This window comes from Paenibacillus sp., assembly GCF_031177825.1.
Lineage (GTDB): Bacteria > Bacillota > Bacilli > Paenibacillales > YIM-B00363 > Paenibacillus_AE.
In genome coordinates, this window is sequence record NZ_JAPSKE010000017.1 from 1 (window position 1) to 17,327 (window position 17,327).

The window sequence follows — 17,327 nt, forward strand, 5'->3', positions numbered from 1 at the left end:
TGCGGCCGTCGGGGGATTCTTCGTTGTATGGCGCTGCGTTGCGGCGCATGCAAAAAGCGCGGCCCCGGCAATCCGGAACCGCGCTGCGATATACGATGGAATGGTGCTGATGAAGGGATTCGAACCCCCGACCTACGCATTACGAATGCGTTGCTCTACCAGCTGAGCTACATCAGCGAAACTTCGAAGTCAACAGGATTTATTATATGCGGTTCCCCGCAAAAACGCAACCCCTTCTTCGAAGTTCTTTTTCACTCTGTTAATAGCTGATTAACGCCGCTAACAACAGCCCGGTCGCGATGCTGAGACGCGAAGCGAACAAGCCGACGGAGACGTTGCCCTTCGGAATTTCGCTGATGACCCGGAACGGCGTCAGCCATTCGAACAAGTAGAATACGCCGACCTGGAACACGACGCCCACGAACCCCCAGAGCGCTAAATCCCACAAGCTGACCGCATGGTACACCGCGGAGGCGAGCACGATGGCGAGGCCGATGATCTTGCCGCCGAGATCGTGCGCCGCCGCCTTGGCCGCCGCGCCCTTCCGCGGATCGGTCGCGTCCGCGCCTTCGCGGATGAGGGCGAATTCGTTATACGGCGTCGTCAGCTGAAACACGAAGATGCCGACCGCCATGATCGGGATCGTCACGACCAAATACAAGAAGAAATTCGAGAGAAATTCCCATTGACTCATGTCCGTCACACGCTCCTTATCGTTACGATCTTATTGCTGCAGCGCCACAGGCGCAAAGTACGCCGCGTTGCCGGTAATGCGCCCGCCGATGCGGGCGACGATCGCCGACGGCCGTCCGCCGATCAGGAAGGCGCCCCAGAGCAGCCGCCCCTCCGTCTCCCCCCGCAGCGTCCGCACGCGGACGCGAGGCAGCTCCACGCGCTGCTGATACACCGCCGGCTGATCCCAATACAACGACTCCCCATCCCGTTCCTCGGAGACGCCGTCCGCGTCGAACAGCTCGACCGCGCCCCCCTCCCGGCCGAAGATCGGCTTGCGGACGTACGGCGCCGAGCCGTGAAAGACGTTATCCATATACGTCGGAAGCATGTACTCCCGAATCGCCTCGTGCTCCTCCCGCGAGAAGAACGTACGCTGCTCGTGCAAGCTCCAGATAAGCGCCTGCAGCGCCTTCGTCTGCGCGATGAACGCCGACGGCGGATTCAACAGCGCGAGCCGGCGCCGCCCGATCAGATCGAGCGCATGCGCGCCGGTCGGATAGCCGTCTTCGTCGCGCTCCTCCGCGAGCTTCTCGAGCGCGTGCAGCCGGTACAGCAGATCGATCGGCGTATGCGTCTCGCCGTCTTCCTCCAGCGCGCACAGCCGGTCTCGGTAGACGCGAAGCGAAGACAGCGGGACGAAGCGCCCGCCGATGCCGGCGGTCTCGAGCAAATACCGCGTCGTTCCGGCGTCCTCCTCGTGCCAGTCGAGCGCCGCGAACGCGATGCGGTCCGGGTCGATTCGATAGCCGGTCTCCCGGTACGCGTCTACCGCCGCGCGGAAGGCGCCGGCGATCGACGACGCCATCCCTTCGTTCGGGTCGATGCGCCCGAGCGCCCGGCACACGTCGCCGTTCACGCGGAACGCCTCCACGACGCTCGTCGGCGTATCGCTGTTCCACTCGAGCATCTTCACCCCGTCCGGCGTCTCCGCGAAGTCGAACCGGCCGACGACGGTCGCGGCGGCCGAAAGCATCGGCAGCCGCACGGCGGCGAACGTCGCCTCCGGCAAGCCGAGCTGTCGCAGCAGCGCGTCGTCGGATTCGCGAACGACGCCCGCGACCTTCGCGTAGACGCGTCCGAGCCGCTCCGACGCTTCGGCGATCTCGCGGCGCAGCCGAGGCGATATGACCACAGGGTCCGCGAGCGCGTATTCTTCCCCTTCGATCGTCTCCCACGGGAACGCCCCCGACGCTCGCAGCGGACCGTACAAGCGCTCGCGCTTCAGCGCGTAAGCTTCGTTCGTCATCCGTTCACCCGCCGCTTCCCGTCGAGCTGCCGATGCCGCCCTTCGATCCGGATACGCCCTTGGAGATGCCCGTGGACGGTTTCTTCTTGCCGTCGATGTCGACATCCGCGAAGGCGCTTCGATAATACACCTTCCGCCCGTTAATATAATGCATCCCGTACGCGCCGCCGCCGTCGTCGTCGCAATAGCTGTCGCCGTCGTCGTCGTAGCATTCGTCTTCGTCCAACGCGGCGCCCTGCGAGGAACAGCCGGACACCGTCAGCGCGGTGACCAGAAATAAGCCGACCATTCGGTTCGTGATCAACTTCTCCATGATTCCATTCCCCCTTCCGCTCAGCCCTCGGCCGATCTCGTCGCGTAGTATACATACACGCCGCGGTCTTCGTCTACCTCCGTCGACGATCGGTTCCAAGGGATGCCGTTCCAATCGATCGCGTCGGATTGAAGCAGCAGCAACGCGTCGTCGTCGTCCGCGTAGCGGAACGTATGCAGCAGCGGGTACGTCTCCGCTTCCTCGGCATATTCCCGGAACTCGACTCGAATGCCGCCGCCGAGCGCGATCGCTCCCGTCGCGTCCGGCACGGCCGCGTTCTCCTCCGTCGCGGACCGGACGTAGACGACGTACAAGCCTCTCTGCTGCGCCGCGGACAGCTTCTCGTACACGACGCCGTCCTTGACGAAGTAATCGCAAGCGAACCGCAGCGAAATCTCGTCCTTGTCGATGCGATTGTACACGTACAACAACGGATACCCGCCAGTCGCATCCGACAACCGATATTCCAAACGAGCTGCCAACCGAAACCCTCCTCGTGTTCGTAAGAATGACGTTTCATACGCGCCTCGCGATCATCGGTTCCTGCACATCTTATTCGCCGCCGTCGCGCGATATCCCTTCCGATGCGGGACGCACGTTCCCGCCGGATTGACATACAATATAGAAAGCGCTATCATTAATGTAGTCATAATTTTCTGACATTTTTGACGTAGGGGGGATCGCGATGTTTTTCGAATCCGAATACCGCCGTAAAGCTATGGAGCATTGGCAGTCGTCCCGAGCGGAGACGGAACGCGAGATCGCCGAGGACGTAAGGAAGACCCAGGAGCAGCTTCAGGGCTGGATCGAACGAACCAGAACCCGCCTGCATTCGTTGGTTTCCTACGGGCGTTCGTTTAACCGATACGAATAAATACGGAAGGGCTGCCGGACCAGCGACGATGTCGTCGGGACGGCAGCCCTTCCTTTTATCCGTATAAGCGCTCCGCGTTCCGCGCCAGCGTCTCCGCCGCCTGCTCCGGCGTCAGACCGTAGGCCTCGGCGATCCGCCCCGTCACGTCCTGCACCATCGACGGATGCGTCTCCCGCCCTTCGAAGGGCCCCTCGAACGGCCACGGGCCGTCCGTCTCGGTCAACGTCAGCTCGAGCGGGATGCGCCCGAGCAGCGGCCGCGTCTCCGCGTCGTACAAGCAGTCCGGCGTGAACGACACGTACCAACCGCCTCGGACGATCCGCTCGATCGCGAGCTCGTCCCCCTTGAACCAGTGGAAATGGGCCTTCCGCGCTCCCGCCGCCTCGAGGACGTCGCAAGCCTTATGCGCGTCTTCGTATACCGCGTGCAAGGCTAGCGGCAGGTCGAAGCGGGCCGCGAACGCCGCGAACCGCTCGAGCAGCCGAACGTACGGCGCCTCGTCGAACGGCAAGCCCGCTCGCTCCGCCTCCTGGCGCGAGTAATACGGCAAGCCGACCTCGCCGACCGCGAATCGCTCGCCGCTCGCCGCGCGCGACTCCATCCACGCGAACAGCGCGTCGGCCGTCTCGTCGTCGGGCGCCGGCTGCTCCGGATGGAAGCCGTACGCCGGACGCACGACGCCCGGGAACGCGGCGGCCAGCGCCGCCGTGCGCTCCGAGGAGGCGAGGTCCATCGAGACGGCGACGAGCGCGCCGACGCCGGCGGCGACGCTCTCCCGGACGAGCGCATCCGCGCGTTCGCCGTAGCGCTCGAGGTGCAGATGCGCGTCCCAATACCGGCGCGGTCTCATGCGTGCACGTTCCCGGACCGGAGCGTCTCGTAGATCCGCTTCTTCAAGTCGAGGAAGGCGCCCTCCGACGTCACCGTCTCGTCCCGCGGACGACCGAACGGCACGTCGACGACGTCCGCTACCGTCGCCGGTCGGCCCGCCAGTACATAGACGCGGTCCGACAGAAGCAGCGCCTCTTCGATGCTGTGCGTCACGAACAAGACGGACCGCCGCGTCTCCTCCCAGATGCGCAGCAGCCACTGCTGCATCTCGATCCGAGTGAGCGCGTCCAATGCGCCGAACGGCTCGTCGAGGCACATCAGCTCCCCCGGAGCCAGCAGCGCCCGCAGGAACGACGCCCGCTGCCGCATGCCGCCCGACAGCTGATGCGGCAGCGCCTCCTCGTAGCCGGATAGCCCGACGCGGCCGAGCCACTTCCGGGCCGTCGCCCGCGCGGCCGTCTTGGACGCGCCGGCGATTTCCTGCGACAACACGACGTTGTCCAGGATGCTTCGCCACGGGAACAGGCTATCGTGCTGCGGCATATAACTGATGAGCCCGCGCTGACCGGTCACGTCCCGCCCGTCCAACAGCACCTGGCCCGTCGTGGGCTCGGTCAATCCGCCGATCATATAAAACAACGTGCTCTTCCCGCTTCCCGACGGACCGACGACCGACACGAACTCCCGATCCTTCACCGCAAGATCGATGTTCGTCAGCACGTCGGCCGTCTGTCCGCCGATGCGGTACGACTTCGCTATCGAGCGCAGCTCCAGCTTGTAAGCCGCGGACCCGTCCTCCGATTTCGTTGCCATGACTTCCTCCCTTACTCCCGGTCGATCTGCCAACGGATTACCCGCCGCTCGACGGCGACGACCAGGCCGAACAGTACCAAGCTGAGCGACGCGATGAAGACGATCGCTACGAACATGTTGTCCACCTGAAAGCCCGAATGCATTAAATTCAAGTAGACGCCAAGTCCCTTCTTGGCACCGACCCATTCCGAAATGACGGCGCCCAATACGCTGTACGCGGCCGACACCTTCAGGCCCGAAAACATCGAGGGCATCGACCAGGGCAGTTCCAGCTTCACGAACGTCTGCCAGCGCGTCGCGCCGGCCATCCGCATATACCCTACCATGCTGCGATCGGCGCGGGCAAGTCCGTCTAAAGTCGCAATCGCGATCGGGAAGAAGCACACCATCGTGAGAAGCATGAGCTTCGGCTGAAGGCCGAAGCCGAACCACACGACGAGCAGCGGCGCGAGCACGATCGTCGGCACGTTCTGCGACAGAAGCAGCAGCGGCGCCACCGCCCGTCGAAGCAGCGGAGACAGATGCAGCGCGAACGCGACGGCGAGGCCGACGACGGCCCCGAGCGCATAGCCGACGACGGCGATCACGAGCGTCGATCCCATGTGGGAGAATACGATCGCCGGATTTTCGAGGAACGCCGCCGCGACGGCCAAGGGGCCCGGGAACAGGAACGGCGGAAACCACTCCAGCCGCGCGATCGTCTCCCACGCGCCGAGGAACAGCAGCGCCGCCGCCGCGGGAGGCAGGAACGCGCGGAACGCGGCCGCCGCCCTCATGCTCTCGGATATTTCGCGAGCAGGCGGTCCATCGAAGCGCCGTTCGTCGGGTTATACGAAATCTTCACCTGCGAGAGGACGCTCGGCGCGCCGATCGCGATCATCGCTTCGTTCATCCGCTTCACGACGTCGAGCAGCTCCGCGAGCTCGCCTTCCATCGTCGTCTCGAGCGGACCGACCAAATAAGGCACGCCCGACGCGGCGATCACCTCGATCGCCCGGTCGACGTACGGAATGACGCTCTCCCCGTTCGGGGTTTTCGGAAGGATTTGGATGCTAACCAGTGCGTTCGCCATACGTTCGGTTCCCCCTTATTCCGGAATAAAGTCGTTCGTGAACGCCTTCGCGGCGTCGAATTCACCTTCCATGACGCCGTGCTCGGTCATCCAGGCGGCGTAATTTTCCCACACCTCGAGCTTCTGTTCGCCCCACCGCGCCGCATCGTCGATATACTTCTCGCTGAGCCACTTCTGGCTCGCGACGACGAGCTCCTCGTTCAGCTCCGGCACCGCGGCCAATAATGCCTTCGCGCTCTCCTCCGGGTGCTCGGCCGCATAGGTGTACCCCTTGGACGTCGCGCGGACGAATTTCTCTACGAGCTCCGGATCGTCCGCGATCAGCTTTTCGTTCGTGATGACGACAGGCGTGTAATAGTCCAATTTCTTAGAGTAGTCCGTCAAATAGACGATATCGATCGGCTCGCCGCGGAGCTCGGATTCGATGCCGGTCCACCCGTAGAAAATCCAGGCGAAGTCGATGCCGTTCTCCTTCATCGTGAAGAAGTCGGAATTGCCGGCGCTAAGCATCTCCACCTTGGAGAAGTCGGCGCCCGCCTCCTGCATGAGCGACTCGATCATCGCGGACTCGATCGGCGAGCCCCAGCCGCCGTACGTCTTGCCTTCGAAGTCCTTCGGCGACTTGAGGCCGACGGACGCCGGCGCCGCGAAGCCGGACGTATTGTGCTGGATGACGGCCGCGATCGAGACGAGCGGGAAGCCTTGGGTGCGCGCGAGCGTCACGTTCTCCTGCACGCTGATGCCGAACTCGACTTCGCCCGACGCGACGACGGCGTCCCCGCCCGCGTCGCCCGGTTGAATGATATCGACGTCGAGGCCCTCTTCTTCGTAATAGCCTTCCGCGTCGGCGACATACAGTCCCGTATGGTTCGTATTCGGCGTCCAATCGAGTACCAGCGTCACCTTCCGGAGCGCGTCCCCGCCTTCCGCCTGACCTCCCTGCCCTTGCTGTCCTCCCGCCGCGCAGCCCGTCAGCGCCGCCAGCGCGAGCGCGGAAGCCGCGAAGGCGAATCCCCACTTCTTCGTCCATGCCAACTTCATTTCTCTTCTCCCCCGTCTCTCCTATTTTGTCCGATTCGTTATAGGCATCCAGCAAAAAAATAGACCGCCCCCGGGCATACGGATGCATGCCTAAGGACGGTCGTCGCGTCGCAAATATTCGCGGTTCTCTACGCTGGCATTACCCAGATCAGATTCACGGTCAGGAACACAAGGCTCCACTCTCAGCCGAACTTCATTCAGCCCCCGGTTTCCGTATTCGATTGTCGGACACATCGAGTATAGTAGAACCGCGCCCGCTTGGCAAGAGGAGGCAACTCGAAACTTCGATTGATGGCATAGGCGGGGCCGCGTTCGAATACCTTGTATCGAATTTAATCTTAGGAAGCGTAAAGGAGAGCGATCTATGAGTTCGAATGCGGAAATTCGCGCGGCCGCGCGCGACGCCCTGCGCGGGCAATGGGGCATGGCGGTGCTGGTCGCCTTCGTGTACATGGCGATCACGGCGGCGATCGGCAGCATCCCCGTCGTGAAAAATATCGGCCCGCTGCTGCTCGGCGGCCCGCTGGCATTCGGGTTGTACGCGTATTTCCTGCACGTCGTTCGGGGGAACCGCCCCGAGTTCGGCGTTATGTTTTCCGGCTTTCAAAAGTTCGTGCCGACCCTAGCCTTGTATTTGCTGCAGGCGATCTTCGTCCTCCTATGGATGCTGCTGCTGATCGTTCCCGGCATCATCGCCGCTCTCCGCTATTCGATGTCGTACTTCATCCTGCTCGAAAACCCCGGCTTGTCGCCGCTCGACGCAATCCGTCAAAGCAAGGAAATGATGCAGGGACATAAGATGCAGCTCTTCCTCCTGCAGCTCAGCTTTATCGGATGGGCCCTTCTCTGCGTCTTAACGCTCGGCATAGGGCTCTTATGGCTGGTACCTTACATGCAGACGTCCATGGCCGCCTTCTACGAGCGGTTGAAATCCGCGTAAGCTTCGATCCGGGTTCGCCCGGGTCCGCGCCCCGCCGCGCCCCGGCCGACCTTCGTATCCGGGGAGCGGCTTCTTCGTTTTCAAAAACCTCTTTCATAATGGGGCGAATTTTCTGACAATAGGATATACTGAGAATAATCCCCGCTTCTATCGGAAAGGAGTTCTCCTTATGCAATTCCGAAGCCCGACGTCAGGTCTCCTGTCCATCGAACAGATGATTCGCCAAATCGCGGCGTTCCTCGAGGAAGATCCGAGAGCTCCGCATACGATCGTCATCGGCACGGATTCCCATACGACGAGCCAATCCACGACGTTCGTCACCGCCGTCGTCATTCATCGCGTCGGCAAGGGCGCGCGGTTCTACTTCCGCAAGCTTCGGCAAAAGCCGATGTTCGATCTTCGGCACCGGATCTACAAGGAAACCGAGCTCAGCCTCGCGCTCGTGGACGTGCTGAACGCCGAAGGCATGAGCGCGCTCCTGTCCGATTGGCCGCTCGAGATTCATATCGATATCGGCCAGCAAGGCGACACGAAGGCGCTGATCACCGAAATCAAAGGCTGGGTCACCTCCGTCGGATACGTGGCGCGCATCAAGCCCGAGTCGTTCGGCGCGAGCGCGGTGGCGGACCGGTTCACGAGCTGATTTTCGGTTTTCTCGACGAGGCGCGTGCATAAATTTCCCACTCCGGAGCATACTACGAGTCGGGTCGCTTCGCGGCTCCAAATTTAGGCTTACACTCTAGGAGGGTAACGATGTACCAGTCGCAGAACAACCAACTTTCTCAGCAGTTCCAACAGATCGAATCGCTCTGCCAGCAAGTGATCCAACAAACCCAACAGCATAATCAACTCTACTCCCAGATGGCGCAGTTGGAGCAGCAAAACGCGCAGCGCATTCAGCAAATGATGCAGGAGCAAGCGCAGCTGGCGCAGCTCGAGCAGCAGAACGCGCAGCGCATCCAGCAAATGCTGCACGAGCATTACAACGCGATCAACTCGCTGCAGCAAGCGGTGCAGACGTGCCGGCAGCTCGAGGGCTCCGTCCGTCAAGCGATGGGTTCGTTCTCGACCCATATGCAGCAGCACGGCTCCCAATTGGGTCAAGGGTATTTCCAATAAATCGCGTCCCTCGCGGCGCGGCGGCCTCCCGGTTCCCGGGGGGCTTTTTTTCGTTTCTTCGCGCGGCTCGGCGGTCATAGCGACCCCCTTGTCCGAATACATATAGGTGAATTCCGAATCGGAAGCGGGGAGGAAGCTAAGCATGCTGAGGGAGACGTTGATCGTCGCGGTTTTGTTCTTCATGACGTCCATCGACACGATCCTGCTCATCTTCAGCGCGATCCGATTGAAGCGGCATCCGCACCCCCGCCTCGCCCGCCTGCTCGTCTTCTTGACGTTATGCGCGGCTCACCCGCTGTATAGCTTTCTAGCGGACACGTTCTTCCGCCTGCCCGGGCTTCGGCTCGTCTCGGCCGTCTTCATCGTCTTCTTCGCCGTGCGCCTCGCGGGCGAGCCGCCGCTCGAATTCCGATCGGCGGCGGTGCCGAAGCGAACGATCGGCGCGATCGTCGGCGCGACGCTATGGCTCGACGCGCTGACGTCGATCGATACGTCCGTGCTCGTCTCGGCGGCGTCGCCGAGCGTCTGGGTCACGGTCGTCGGCAATCTGGCCGCGATGTCGCTCCTCGTCGCGCTTGGGCCGAGGCTGTACGCGTACGTCACGGACACGCCGTGGGTGCAGATCGGGATCGGCGGCTTCATGTCCGCCTCCGCGGCGCTGCAGCTGCGCTCCGAGCCGCTGCTCGGCGGCTTAGGCGCGCCGGCTCCGTTATACGCCGCGGCGGTCGTCTTGTTCGCGCTGACCGCGCTCTACGGGTGGAAGCGGCACCTCGGCTAACGCGCGCCAATCGGCCAGGAAGTTCGGCGCCAAATTCGGCCGCCGATGCACCGCGAGCGGATGGTACGTGACGCGGACCGGGACGCCTTCCCAGTCGTGCCACCGGTTCCGCAGCTCCGCCATCTCGGCGTCCGGCCGGTTCAACACCGTCTGCGCCGCGACGAGGCCGAGCAGCATGACCGCCCGCCGTCCCGCCAATTGGCCTCGCAAGTAATCCATGCACGCGTCGCGCGCCAGCTCCTTGTCGTACTTCCGGATCGGCCGGCACTTGAGCAAATACGTGACGAACAACGTCTCCTCCGTCCAGCCGACTTCGGCGACGGCGCGCTGCAAGGCGACGCGGGTGGCGCAGACGAACGGCGTCCCTTCGCGGTCCTCCCGCGCGCCGGGATTGTCGAGGACCGCGGCGACCGGCGCGTCTTCGGCGCCCTCCCCCCAAATTACGCGCGTCCGCTGCTTCGCCAGCTCGCATCGTTCGCACCGGCTCGCCGGATCCGGCGCGCGCGCCTCCGGCCATACGCTCGGGTTCCAAGACACCGGCGTCCCTCCTTCCCATTTTCCGAAGCTGTCATATCTCTTCCTTAGGATTCCCGTCTCGGAATAAAATGTACGCTCCTGCCGCACACTAACGACGAAGCAGAAATTGCCAAACTCTTACCTCTCGAAAGGAGACCTCGCCTTATGCAAGACAGTCAGACTTCCGTTCCTTCGAGCGCAAGCTCGTACCAGCAATTCCAACAGCAGCGCTTCATGCGGCAGGAGCAGCAGGCGATGCAGGCGCAGCAAGCGATTCTCAACTCCGGCGCGGATTCGTTCTCGCAGAAAGTGATGGATACGGTGAACGCCCTCCGGAAAATCAGCAGCGATCTCGTCGGCGCGCAGAAGCAGCTGGAGGCGCAAATCCAAGCGCAGCAGCGGCAGCTGCAGCAGATGCAGCAAAACATCGACAGCGTGTGCAACCAAATTCAGAACGCGTTCAAGCCGGGAGCGTCGGGTTCGTCGTATATACAATAACGGGATGAAAAAAACGGTCGGGAAGCCTCCCGGCCGTTTTTCTGCTTTGGCGACGCCGACCGATGCGAAACAAGGCTCGCGCTTCCGCGCGAGCCTTGCCGACCGATTGCCGTTACATGCGCAGCGACGAATCCGACGCTTGCGCATACGCGGGCGACGGCTCCCCGTCGACGTCTTCCGCCGCCGGCTTGTTCATGAACGGCCACCAGTTCGCTTCGCCGAACGTGCGGACCATGACCGGGATGAACAACGGCAGCATGACCAATGCGTACAAGAACAGTCCGCACAGGACGATGACGGCGATCTGCATGAGCGACATGACCCCCGACGGGAGCATCGCGGCGAACGTGCCGCCGAGAATGACCGCCGCGGACATGATGACGGTGCCCATATTTTTCATCGCGAGCAGGATGCCTTCCGTCGGCTTCAGCTGGCGGTATTCCTTGAAGCGGTCCATCAAGAAGATGCTGTAGTCGATGCCGAGCGCCATCAGCAAGACGAAGGCGAAGAACGGCACCGCCCAGCTGATGCCGCTGAGCCCTAGGATGCGGACGAACAGCACTTCCGCGATCGCCATGGACGTGAAATACGTGAGCAGCAGCGACAACACCAGATAAATCGGCATGACGATCGAGCGGAACAGCACCACGAGAATGAGCAAGATGCCGAGGAGCATCAGGACGACCGTCCTGGCGTAGTCGGTCGCGGATACTTCCCGCAGATCGTTGTTCATGCTCGTGACGCCGTCGAGCGCATACGCGGCGGACGCGTATGCCGTCCCTCGCAGTCCGCGTTCGACCGCCGCCTCGAGCGCGGCCATCCGATCCATCGTCTCCGTGTCGTACGGGTTGCCGTCGAACACGACGTCGAACTTGACGATCTGCCGGTCGACCGACAAGTACGTATCCAACACCGTCTTGAAGTCGTCGCTCTCTATGGCCTCCTGCGGCAAGTACCATCCCGTCAGCTCGGGGTTCGGGCTGCCCGACAATTGCGTCAGATATTCCTGCGCGGATTGCAGACCGTCCGTCACCTGCGATAAGCCGTTCACGCTCTGGTCGAGCCCGTCGGTCAATTCGCCGAGTTGGCCGGTCAACTGCGCGAAGCCGCTCTGCAGCTCCCGCTGCCCGTCGGCGAGCCGATCGATGCCGACTTCGATGTCCGGCAGCTTGCCGACGATCTGGCCTTGGCCTTCGGCCGCTTGGGCGATGCCCTCCTGCAGCTCGCCGATGCCTTGGGCGAGCGCGGCGAGGCCGTCCGCCAGCGCCGCTTGCCCGCCGGCCGCTTGCTGGAATCCGGCGTTCGCCTGCTGCATGCCGCCGGTCACGCCGGCGAGCTGCGCGTTCAGCTGCTTCAGGCCCGCGGCGAGCTCCGCCGCGCCGCCTTGCAGCTGTTCGACCGCGCCCTGCACTTGCAGGAACGTCTCATCCGCTTGGAGCTCGGGGTACTTCTGCGCCAACCCGCCGAGCCCTTGACCGACGTTCGTCAACCCTTCCGCGAGGCTCGCCTGCTGCGCCGCGACTTCCTCGTAGGCGGCGGATAACGCTCCGAGGCCCGCGCCCATCTCTTGATACCCCTTCAACAGTTCGGCGCTCGCCGCGCTCAGCTGTGCGGCGCTCCGCTGCGCCTGCGTCAGGCCGTCCTTCAGCTCGCCCGCGCCGGCCGAGCCGTCTCGCAAGCCTTGCTCGATGCGCTTCAAGCCGTCGCCGAGCTGCGCGATGCCGTTCTTCAGCTCGTTCGTGCCCGCGACCAGCTGGCCGGCGCCGTCCACCGCCTCCTGCAGCTTCGGCGCGTTCTCGCTGAGCGCCGCGCTCGCTTCGGAGAGGCCGCCGCCGATCTCGCCGAGGCCGTCCCCGGCGTCGCCGAGCCCGTCTTCGAGCGTGCCGACCTGCTGCGTCACCTGCAAGTCCTCGAGCGGTTCCCCGGTCGGGCGGGTCGCGCTGCGGACCGTCTTGACGCCGTCCACCTTCGCCAGCTCGCGGGACACCTGCTCGACGACCGAGAGACCTTCTTGGCTGTCGAACGGACGATCCGCCTTCACGACGACCGTCGTCGGCAGCGAGTCGCCGGGGCCGAAGCTTTCCGCGATCAAGTCGAACGCCTTGACCGAGTGATACTTGTCGCCGATCTCGTCGAGCGAGCTGTAGGACGTCGCCTCTTGGTACACCGAGAGGAACGGTACCGTCACGACCGCGATCAGCAGCAGCGCCCACACCGGACGCTTCAGCGAGAAGCGGCCGACGGCGCCCCAGAGGCCGCTCTGCTTATGCTCCAGCGAGCCGCGGGCCGGCCAGAAGATCGCCTTGCCGAGCGTCGCCAGGAAGAACGGCACGAGCGTGACGAGCGCGAGCAGCAGCACGGCGACGCCGACCGCGACGGCGACGGCCGAGCGGTACAGCGCGAACGTCGAGAAGCCGATGGACACAAAGCCGACGAGGACGGCGAGACCGGAGAAGAATACCGTCTTGCCGGAAGCGCGGTACGTCGCGATCACGGCCGAGGACGTGTCTCCCGAATGGGCGAGCTCTTCCTTGAATCGGCTGATGAGCAGAATGCAATAGTCCGTCCCGATGCCGAACAAGACGGCGACCAAGAAAATCTGCGTAAAATTGGACAGCGGGAAGTTCGCGTATTCCACCAAGTACGCGACGACCGACTGCGCCACGATGTAACTGAAGCCGACGGCGATCAGCGGAATGAACGGCGCGATCGCCGAACGGAACACAAGCAGCAAAATCGCCAAGATGAAGACGACCGTGATCCATTCCGTCTTCTTCAGCCCTTCCTGCGAGCTTTCGATGACGTCCTCCGAGATAATCCAGCCGCCGGTGTAATAATGGTCGACCGGCACGTCGTCGATCGCCGCATACAGGGCGTCTCTCGCCTCGGCCGGCGTGCGCTCCCCGAAGTCGACCGTGACGAGCGAGAGCGCCGTCTTGCCGTCCTCGGCGACGAGCTGGCTCTCCAGCTCCGGCGTATCGAAGTGCGTCGTAACGCCGGTGACGCCGGTTTCGGCGCCGCCGGCTTTCAGCCGCTCGAGCGCGTCCTTCATGGCGGCCCGATCCGCGTCGGTCAGCCCCGATTCGTTATGAAAGACGAGCACGGCGGACGCGCCGCTTCCCGCGTCGGCCTTGCCGGCGTTCAACTCGTCCATCAGCTTCGCCGCGACGTCGGAAGAGGCGCCTTCCGGCACCGTGATTTGTCCCTTCGTGCGGACGAGCTCCTCCATGTTCGGGGCGGTCAGGAACAGCGCGACCGCGACGACGATCCATCCGGCGAAGACGGCCCATCTCCATTTCAGTATCGTTTTCATCATCGGATTCTCCTCTTCTAAGGCTCTAATAACACGCGCGCCAGCTTCTCGTAAGTTTCTATGAAAAGCAGCGCTTCGTCTTGTTCGAAATGATTTAAGTATTTGGTGAGCAGCTCTTGAATCCGGTCTTCCATCTCTTGGGACAATCGACGCCCCTCTTCGGTGAGCCGCAAGTATGTGACCCGGCGATCCTTCTCGTCCGGCAGCCGTTCGATCAAGTCCTTGTCGAACAGCCGGTTGATGATGGCCGTGACGGAGCTTTTCCCGACGCAGAACGTATCCGCCAGCTCCGACGAGGTACAGCGATCGTTCTTGCGCATATAACGGATGACCGCGTATTGATCGAGCGTCAGGTCGTCGCGCATGCGCTCGCGAATGGCGGCGTTGATGCGGCGCGTGACGACGAAAGATGCTTCTTCGTATCTTTGAATGATAGACGACAGTTGCGCCTTATCCATTGCTTCTCTCCTCCTTCCTTCCACCCTCGGACAGGTTGTTTCATTCTGAAAATGTTTTATTAACGAATGATTCGACCAGTGAACTATATCACCGGAAAACGCTGCCCGTCAAGCGAATTTTGTGCGCCGCTCCTCATATTTTTCGAGCGCCGGTCCATAATACGAACCATACCTATTCGGCGGCCTTCCGGCGCTTACGGAGATGATTCGCTTGCATCAGTTCGCGGATTTGTGGATGGTCGTCGGCAGAACGACTACGATCTTCCCCCTCATGCTGCTCGCGGCGCTCTTCATGGGGAAGCGGTCGGTCGGCGAGCTGCCGGTGTTCGACTTGCTCGTCGTCCTGACGCTCGGCTCGATCGTCGCGGCCGACATCGTCGACCCGCGCATCGACCACGCGCACACGGCGGCGTCGATCGTCATGGTCGTCTTGTTGGAGAGACTCGTGTCGTGGGCCGCGGTGCGCTATCGGCGGTTTCGCCTCGTGACGTCGTTCGAGCCGACCGTCGTCGTCTACCGGGGCAAGCTGCTCGACCGCAACATCGGATCGATCCGGTACACGATCGATAACGTGCTGCAGATGTTAAGGGATAAGGGCGTCTTCGACGTCAGCCGCGTCGAGATGGCGATCGTGGAGGGGACGGGCCAGCTGACGGTGCTCGAGCACGGCCAGCCGTTCTCGTACACGCTCGTCGTCGAGGGCGTCGTCAACGAGGACTCCCTCCGGGCGCAAGGAAAGTCGGTGGCGTGGTTGGAGGAGCAATTGCGAGCCCAAGGGGCAGGGTCGCTGGGGGACGTGTTTTACGCTTCGCTCGGCTCCGACGGGCGGTTGTCGGTCTCGCGCCGACGGGAATCCGAAGCCGGCGTGCCTCGCTTTCGGCATTAGCGCGGGGTCGGCGGCAGTTGAACGGAGCATATTGGACATTTCACCTCTACCACAAAAAGCCGGAGCCCTCATTGAGGACTCCGGTTTCGCTTTTTTCCGCCGACCTGTTCTACGCCTCGTCCGCGGCGGTCTCCGCTTCGTCAGCAGATTCTTCATCATATGTCATCCCGATGCCCGGCAGCTGCATCAGCGCTTCCTGCACCTCGCGTTGCTGCTCCGTAATCGTCTCGTCGTACGGCGTCGATCGCGGCATGGCGGCACGCTCCTTTCGCATCCGTCGTTCCGCTTATCGTTCGCAGCTCCTCCGAGGAATATGCGACGCCTCCGACGGGGGTCGGCCGGCGCATCGCCTTAGGCGCCCCCTACGGCTCGCCGGCGGCTCGCCCCCACTCGGGCGGCAGCGGCTCCGGCGCGTCGGCCGACGGCGCGTTCAGCTCCTCGACGCCGCGCAGCCGGCGCTCGATCGCCCGCGTCCGCACGGCGGCGCCGTCCAGCGTATTGGAAGCCTCCTGCAGCTTCTTCTGCGTCTTGTCGAGCAGGTCGCCGAACTTGCCGAACTCGGTCTTCACCGCGCCGAGCACCTGCCACACCTCGCTCGTCCGCTTCTGAACGGCGAGCGTCCGGAACCCCATCTGCAGGCTGTTCAGCAGCGCCGACAACGTCGTCGGGCCCGTCACGACGACGCGATGCTCCCGCTGCAGCGTCTCCCACAGCCCCGGCCTGCGCAGCACCTCCGCGTACAGCCCCTCGAGCGGCAGGAACATGACCGCGAACTCCGTCGTCGCCGGCGGATCGACGTACTTCGTTTGGATCGACTTCGCCTCGGCCTTCACCCGGGCTTCGAGCATCTTGCCCGCTTCCGCCGCCGCGGCCGCGTCGCCGGCCTCCTGCGCGTCGACCAGCCGCTGGTAGTCCTCGAGCGGAAACTTCGCGTCGATCGGCAGCATCACGCCGCGTCCGCCGCCGTCCGACTTGTCCGGCAGCTTAACGACGAAGTCGACGCGCTCGCCGACGCCCTTCTTGACGGCGACGTTGCGCTCGTATTGATCCGGGGCGAGCGACTGCTCGAGCAGCGCGTCGAGCTGAATCTCGCCCATCGTGCCGCGCGTCTTCACGTTCGTCAGCACCTTCTTCAAGTCCCCTACGCCGCTCGCGAGCGATTGCATCTCGCCGAGGCCTTTATGCACCAGATCGAGCCGCTCCCCGACGAGCTTGAACGATTCGCCGAGCCGCTGCTCGAGCGTCGCATGCAGCTTCTCGTCGACCGTCGCCCGCATCTGCTCCAGCTTCGCGTTGTTATCGGAGCGCAGCGCCGACAGCTGCCGTTCCACCGTCTCGCGCATCGTCTCCAGCTTGTTCTCGTTCAGCCGCGTCAGCTCGGCGAGACGCGCAAGCAGCGCATGCTGCTGCCGTTCGAACGCGTTCCCGAGCTCCTGCCGTTGCTGCCCGCTCGCCGACAGCGTCTCCTGCCGGACGCGCGCCAACTCGTCGCGCAGCCCGCGCTCCGTCTGCTCCACCGCTCGAACGAGCGCGTCGAGCCTCCGCTCCGTATCGCCGGCGTTCCGCTTCGCCGTCCGCTGCAGCAGCGCCAGCAGCAGCGCCGCGTTCGCGACGCCCGCCCCCGCCGCGATCCAACCGATCAGGTCCGTCATGTGTTCGTTCCGCCTTTGTCCTGAAATTACCATCGATTGTACCACAAAACAGATGTTCGCGTCATACGGGCAGCCGGCGGGCTAACCTCCCTGCGCATCGCGGCGCCCGCATTAGGCGGGAACGCAGAAATCCGCTTATTTCGCCTCCTTAGGCGGAAAATTCCGCTTGTAAGCGCAGAGACGCGCTTACATCGCAAGGCAAGCCTGTCGCAGCTTTAGTCCTTCCGCCGCAAAATACACGT

Annotated in this window: 21 protein-coding genes and 1 tRNA gene; 7 read left to right on the forward strand and 15 right to left on the reverse strand. The window is 63.2% G+C overall.

Annotated elements, in window-relative coordinates; all coding sequences use genetic code 11:
- Window positions 1-101: 101 nt before the first annotated feature.
- The 5 genes from RIN49_RS18390 to RIN49_RS18410 all read right to left on the reverse strand — a co-directional run bounded on the left by RIN49_RS18390 (window position 102) and on the right by RIN49_RS18410 (window position 2,776).
- Window positions 102-177: transfer RNA gene (locus RIN49_RS18390), tRNA-Thr, on the reverse strand.
- An 82-nt stretch (window positions 178-259) separates the two neighbouring features.
- Window positions 260-694, reverse strand: coding sequence for a DUF350 domain-containing protein (locus RIN49_RS18395; RefSeq protein WP_309121618.1), 435 nt, complete (start codon window positions 692-694; stop codon window positions 260-262).
- Between the two features lie 30 nt (window positions 695-724).
- A complete protein-coding gene (locus tag RIN49_RS18400; RefSeq protein WP_309121619.1) occupies window positions 725-1,981 on the reverse strand; it encodes a glutathionylspermidine synthase family protein in 1,257 nt (418 codons plus the stop codon).
- Window positions 1,982-1,985: 4 nt separating this feature from the next.
- The gene (locus tag RIN49_RS18405) at window positions 1,986-2,294 is read right to left on the reverse strand and encodes a hypothetical protein (RefSeq protein WP_309121620.1); all 309 of its coding nucleotides are present in this window, start codon (window positions 2,292-2,294) and stop codon (window positions 1,986-1,988) included.
- A 20-nt stretch (window positions 2,295-2,314) separates the two neighbouring features.
- Window positions 2,315-2,776 (reverse strand): hypothetical protein, encoded by a 462-nt coding sequence (locus RIN49_RS18410; protein WP_309121621.1) that lies wholly within the window; start codon window positions 2,774-2,776, stop codon window positions 2,315-2,317.
- Window positions 2,777-2,979: 203 nt separating this feature from the next.
- Here RIN49_RS18410 and RIN49_RS18415 point away from each other — a divergent pair, with 203 nt between their 5' ends.
- A complete protein-coding gene (locus RIN49_RS18415) occupies window positions 2,980-3,168 on the forward strand; it encodes a hypothetical protein (RefSeq protein ID WP_309121622.1) in 189 nt (62 codons plus the stop codon).
- 55 nt (window positions 3,169-3,223) lie between these two features.
- Here RIN49_RS18415 and RIN49_RS18420 read toward each other — a convergent pair whose 3' ends face one another.
- The 5 genes from RIN49_RS18420 to RIN49_RS18440 are packed head-to-tail and all read right to left on the reverse strand — an operon-like array spanning window position 3,224 to window position 6,925.
- Entirely contained in the window at window positions 3,224-4,018 is a 795-nt protein-coding gene (locus tag RIN49_RS18420; RefSeq protein WP_309121623.1) for a TatD family hydrolase, read from the reverse strand.
- Window positions 4,015-4,812 (reverse strand): ABC transporter ATP-binding protein, encoded by a 798-nt coding sequence (locus RIN49_RS18425; RefSeq protein ID WP_309121624.1) that lies wholly within the window; start codon window positions 4,810-4,812, stop codon window positions 4,015-4,017. Before RIN49_RS18425 ends, RIN49_RS18420 begins: the two co-directional genes overlap by 4 nt.
- A gap of 11 nt (window positions 4,813-4,823) precedes the next feature.
- Entirely contained in the window at window positions 4,824-5,588 is a 765-nt protein-coding gene (locus tag RIN49_RS18430) for an ABC transporter permease (RefSeq protein ID WP_309121625.1), read from the reverse strand.
- Window positions 5,585-5,884, reverse strand: coding sequence for a thiamine-binding protein (locus RIN49_RS18435; protein ID WP_309121626.1), 300 nt, complete (start codon window positions 5,882-5,884; stop codon window positions 5,585-5,587). The genes RIN49_RS18430 and RIN49_RS18435 overlap by 4 nt, the downstream gene beginning before the upstream one ends.
- A 15-nt stretch (window positions 5,885-5,899) precedes the next feature.
- Window positions 5,900-6,925, reverse strand: a complete 1,026-nt coding sequence (locus RIN49_RS18440; RefSeq protein WP_309121627.1) for an ABC transporter substrate-binding protein — start codon at window positions 6,923-6,925, stop codon at window positions 5,900-5,902.
- Window positions 6,926-7,289: 364 nt separating this feature from the next.
- Between RIN49_RS18440 and RIN49_RS18445 the strand changes: the two genes are divergently transcribed.
- The 4 genes from RIN49_RS18445 to RIN49_RS18460 all read left to right on the forward strand — a co-directional run bounded on the left by RIN49_RS18445 (window position 7,290) and on the right by RIN49_RS18460 (window position 9,762).
- Complete coding sequence (locus RIN49_RS18445; RefSeq protein ID WP_309121628.1) at window positions 7,290-7,865, forward strand: DUF975 family protein; 576 nt, start codon at window positions 7,290-7,292, stop codon at window positions 7,863-7,865.
- A 169-nt stretch (window positions 7,866-8,034) separates the two neighbouring features.
- Complete coding sequence (locus tag RIN49_RS18450) at window positions 8,035-8,508, forward strand: ribonuclease H-like YkuK family protein (protein WP_309121629.1); 474 nt, start codon at window positions 8,035-8,037, stop codon at window positions 8,506-8,508.
- A gap of 110 nt (window positions 8,509-8,618) precedes the next feature.
- Window positions 8,619-8,984 (forward strand): hypothetical protein, encoded by a 366-nt coding sequence (locus RIN49_RS18455; RefSeq protein WP_309121630.1) that lies wholly within the window; start codon window positions 8,619-8,621, stop codon window positions 8,982-8,984.
- 142 nt (window positions 8,985-9,126) lie between these two features.
- Window positions 9,127-9,762 carry a hypothetical protein gene (locus RIN49_RS18460; RefSeq protein WP_309121631.1) on the forward strand — a complete coding sequence of 212 codons (636 nt, stop codon included), beginning with the start codon at window positions 9,127-9,129 and terminating at the stop codon, window positions 9,760-9,762.
- Here the strand turns inward: RIN49_RS18460 and RIN49_RS18465 are convergent.
- Window positions 9,694-10,299 carry a uracil-DNA glycosylase gene (locus tag RIN49_RS18465; protein WP_309121632.1) on the reverse strand — a complete coding sequence of 202 codons (606 nt, stop codon included), beginning with the start codon at window positions 10,297-10,299 and terminating at the stop codon, window positions 9,694-9,696. The genes RIN49_RS18460 and RIN49_RS18465 overlap by 69 nt on opposite strands.
- 144 nt (window positions 10,300-10,443) lie before the next feature.
- On the opposite strand from RIN49_RS18465, the gene RIN49_RS18470 reads away from it, so the two are divergent.
- Window positions 10,444-10,776 carry a hypothetical protein gene (locus RIN49_RS18470; RefSeq protein ID WP_309121633.1) on the forward strand — a complete coding sequence of 111 codons (333 nt, stop codon included), beginning with the start codon at window positions 10,444-10,446 and terminating at the stop codon, window positions 10,774-10,776.
- Between the two features lie 112 nt (window positions 10,777-10,888).
- Here RIN49_RS18470 and RIN49_RS18475 read toward each other — a convergent pair whose 3' ends face one another.
- Window positions 10,889-14,089, reverse strand: a complete 3,201-nt coding sequence (locus RIN49_RS18475) for an MMPL family transporter (protein WP_309121728.1) — start codon at window positions 14,087-14,089, stop codon at window positions 10,889-10,891.
- Window positions 14,090-14,106: 17 nt separating this feature from the next.
- Window positions 14,107-14,547, reverse strand: a complete 441-nt coding sequence (locus RIN49_RS18480) for a MarR family winged helix-turn-helix transcriptional regulator (RefSeq protein WP_309121634.1) — start codon at window positions 14,545-14,547, stop codon at window positions 14,107-14,109.
- 211 nt (window positions 14,548-14,758) lie between these two features.
- On the opposite strand from RIN49_RS18480, the gene RIN49_RS18485 reads away from it, so the two are divergent.
- Window positions 14,759-15,433: a YetF domain-containing protein gene (locus RIN49_RS18485; protein WP_309121635.1), complete on the forward strand. Its 675-nt coding sequence runs from the start codon at window positions 14,759-14,761 to the stop codon at window positions 15,431-15,433.
- A gap of 109 nt (window positions 15,434-15,542) precedes the next feature.
- On the opposite strand, the gene RIN49_RS18490 is transcribed toward RIN49_RS18485, so the two are convergent.
- Both RIN49_RS18490 and RIN49_RS18495 read right to left on the reverse strand, forming a co-directional pair.
- Complete coding sequence (locus RIN49_RS18490; protein ID WP_309121636.1) at window positions 15,543-15,686, reverse strand: hypothetical protein; 144 nt, start codon at window positions 15,684-15,686, stop codon at window positions 15,543-15,545.
- A gap of 109 nt (window positions 15,687-15,795) precedes the next feature.
- Window positions 15,796-17,085, reverse strand: coding sequence for a DNA recombination protein RmuC (locus tag RIN49_RS18495; protein WP_309121637.1), 1,290 nt, complete (start codon window positions 17,083-17,085; stop codon window positions 15,796-15,798).
- Window positions 17,086-17,327 lie beyond the last annotated feature (242 nt).

Excerpts from the sequence above, each read along its gene's own strand:
- RIN49_RS18395 (WP_309121618.1), bottom strand. The coding sequence starts at position 694 with ATGAGTCAATGGGAATTTCTCTCGAATTTCTTCTTGTATTTGGTCGTG.
- RIN49_RS18400 (WP_309121619.1), bottom strand. The coding sequence starts at position 1,981 with ATGACGAACGAAGCTTACGCGCTGAAGCGCGAGCGCTTGTACGGTCCG.
- RIN49_RS18405 (WP_309121620.1), bottom strand. The coding sequence starts at position 2,294 with ATGGAGAAGTTGATCACGAACCGAATGGTCGGCTTATTTCTGGTCACC.
- RIN49_RS18415 (WP_309121622.1), top strand. The coding sequence starts at position 2,980 with ATGTTTTTCGAATCCGAATACCGCCGTAAAGCTATGGAGCATTGGCAG.
- RIN49_RS18420 (WP_309121623.1), bottom strand. The coding sequence starts at position 4,018 with ATGAGACCGCGCCGGTATTGGGACGCGCATCTGCACCTCGAGCGCTAC.
- RIN49_RS18425 (WP_309121624.1), bottom strand. The coding sequence starts at position 4,812 with ATGGCAACGAAATCGGAGGACGGGTCCGCGGCTTACAAGCTGGAGCTG.
- RIN49_RS18430 (WP_309121625.1), bottom strand. The coding sequence starts at position 5,588 with ATGAGGGCGGCGGCCGCGTTCCGCGCGTTCCTGCCTCCCGCGGCGGCG.
- RIN49_RS18435 (WP_309121626.1), bottom strand. The coding sequence starts at position 5,884 with ATGGCGAACGCACTGGTTAGCATCCAAATCCTTCCGAAAACCCCGAAC.
- RIN49_RS18440 (WP_309121627.1), bottom strand. The coding sequence starts at position 6,925 with ATGAAGTTGGCATGGACGAAGAAGTGGGGATTCGCCTTCGCGGCTTCC.
- RIN49_RS18445 (WP_309121628.1), top strand. The coding sequence starts at position 7,290 with ATGAGTTCGAATGCGGAAATTCGCGCGGCCGCGCGCGACGCCCTGCGC.
- RIN49_RS18450 (WP_309121629.1), top strand. The coding sequence starts at position 8,035 with ATGCAATTCCGAAGCCCGACGTCAGGTCTCCTGTCCATCGAACAGATG.
- RIN49_RS18455 (WP_309121630.1), top strand. The coding sequence starts at position 8,619 with ATGTACCAGTCGCAGAACAACCAACTTTCTCAGCAGTTCCAACAGATC.
- RIN49_RS18460 (WP_309121631.1), top strand. The coding sequence starts at position 9,127 with ATGCTGAGGGAGACGTTGATCGTCGCGGTTTTGTTCTTCATGACGTCC.
- RIN49_RS18470 (WP_309121633.1), top strand. The coding sequence starts at position 10,444 with ATGCAAGACAGTCAGACTTCCGTTCCTTCGAGCGCAAGCTCGTACCAG.
- RIN49_RS18475 (WP_309121728.1), bottom strand. The coding sequence starts at position 14,089 with ATGAAAACGATACTGAAATGGAGATGGGCCGTCTTCGCCGGATGGATC.
- RIN49_RS18480 (WP_309121634.1), bottom strand. The coding sequence starts at position 14,547 with ATGGATAAGGCGCAACTGTCGTCTATCATTCAAAGATACGAAGAAGCA.
- RIN49_RS18490 (WP_309121636.1), bottom strand. The coding sequence starts at position 15,686 with ATGCCGCGATCGACGCCGTACGACGAGACGATTACGGAGCAGCAACGC.
- RIN49_RS18495 (WP_309121637.1), bottom strand. The coding sequence starts at position 17,085 with ATGACGGACCTGATCGGTTGGATCGCGGCGGGGGCGGGCGTCGCGAAC.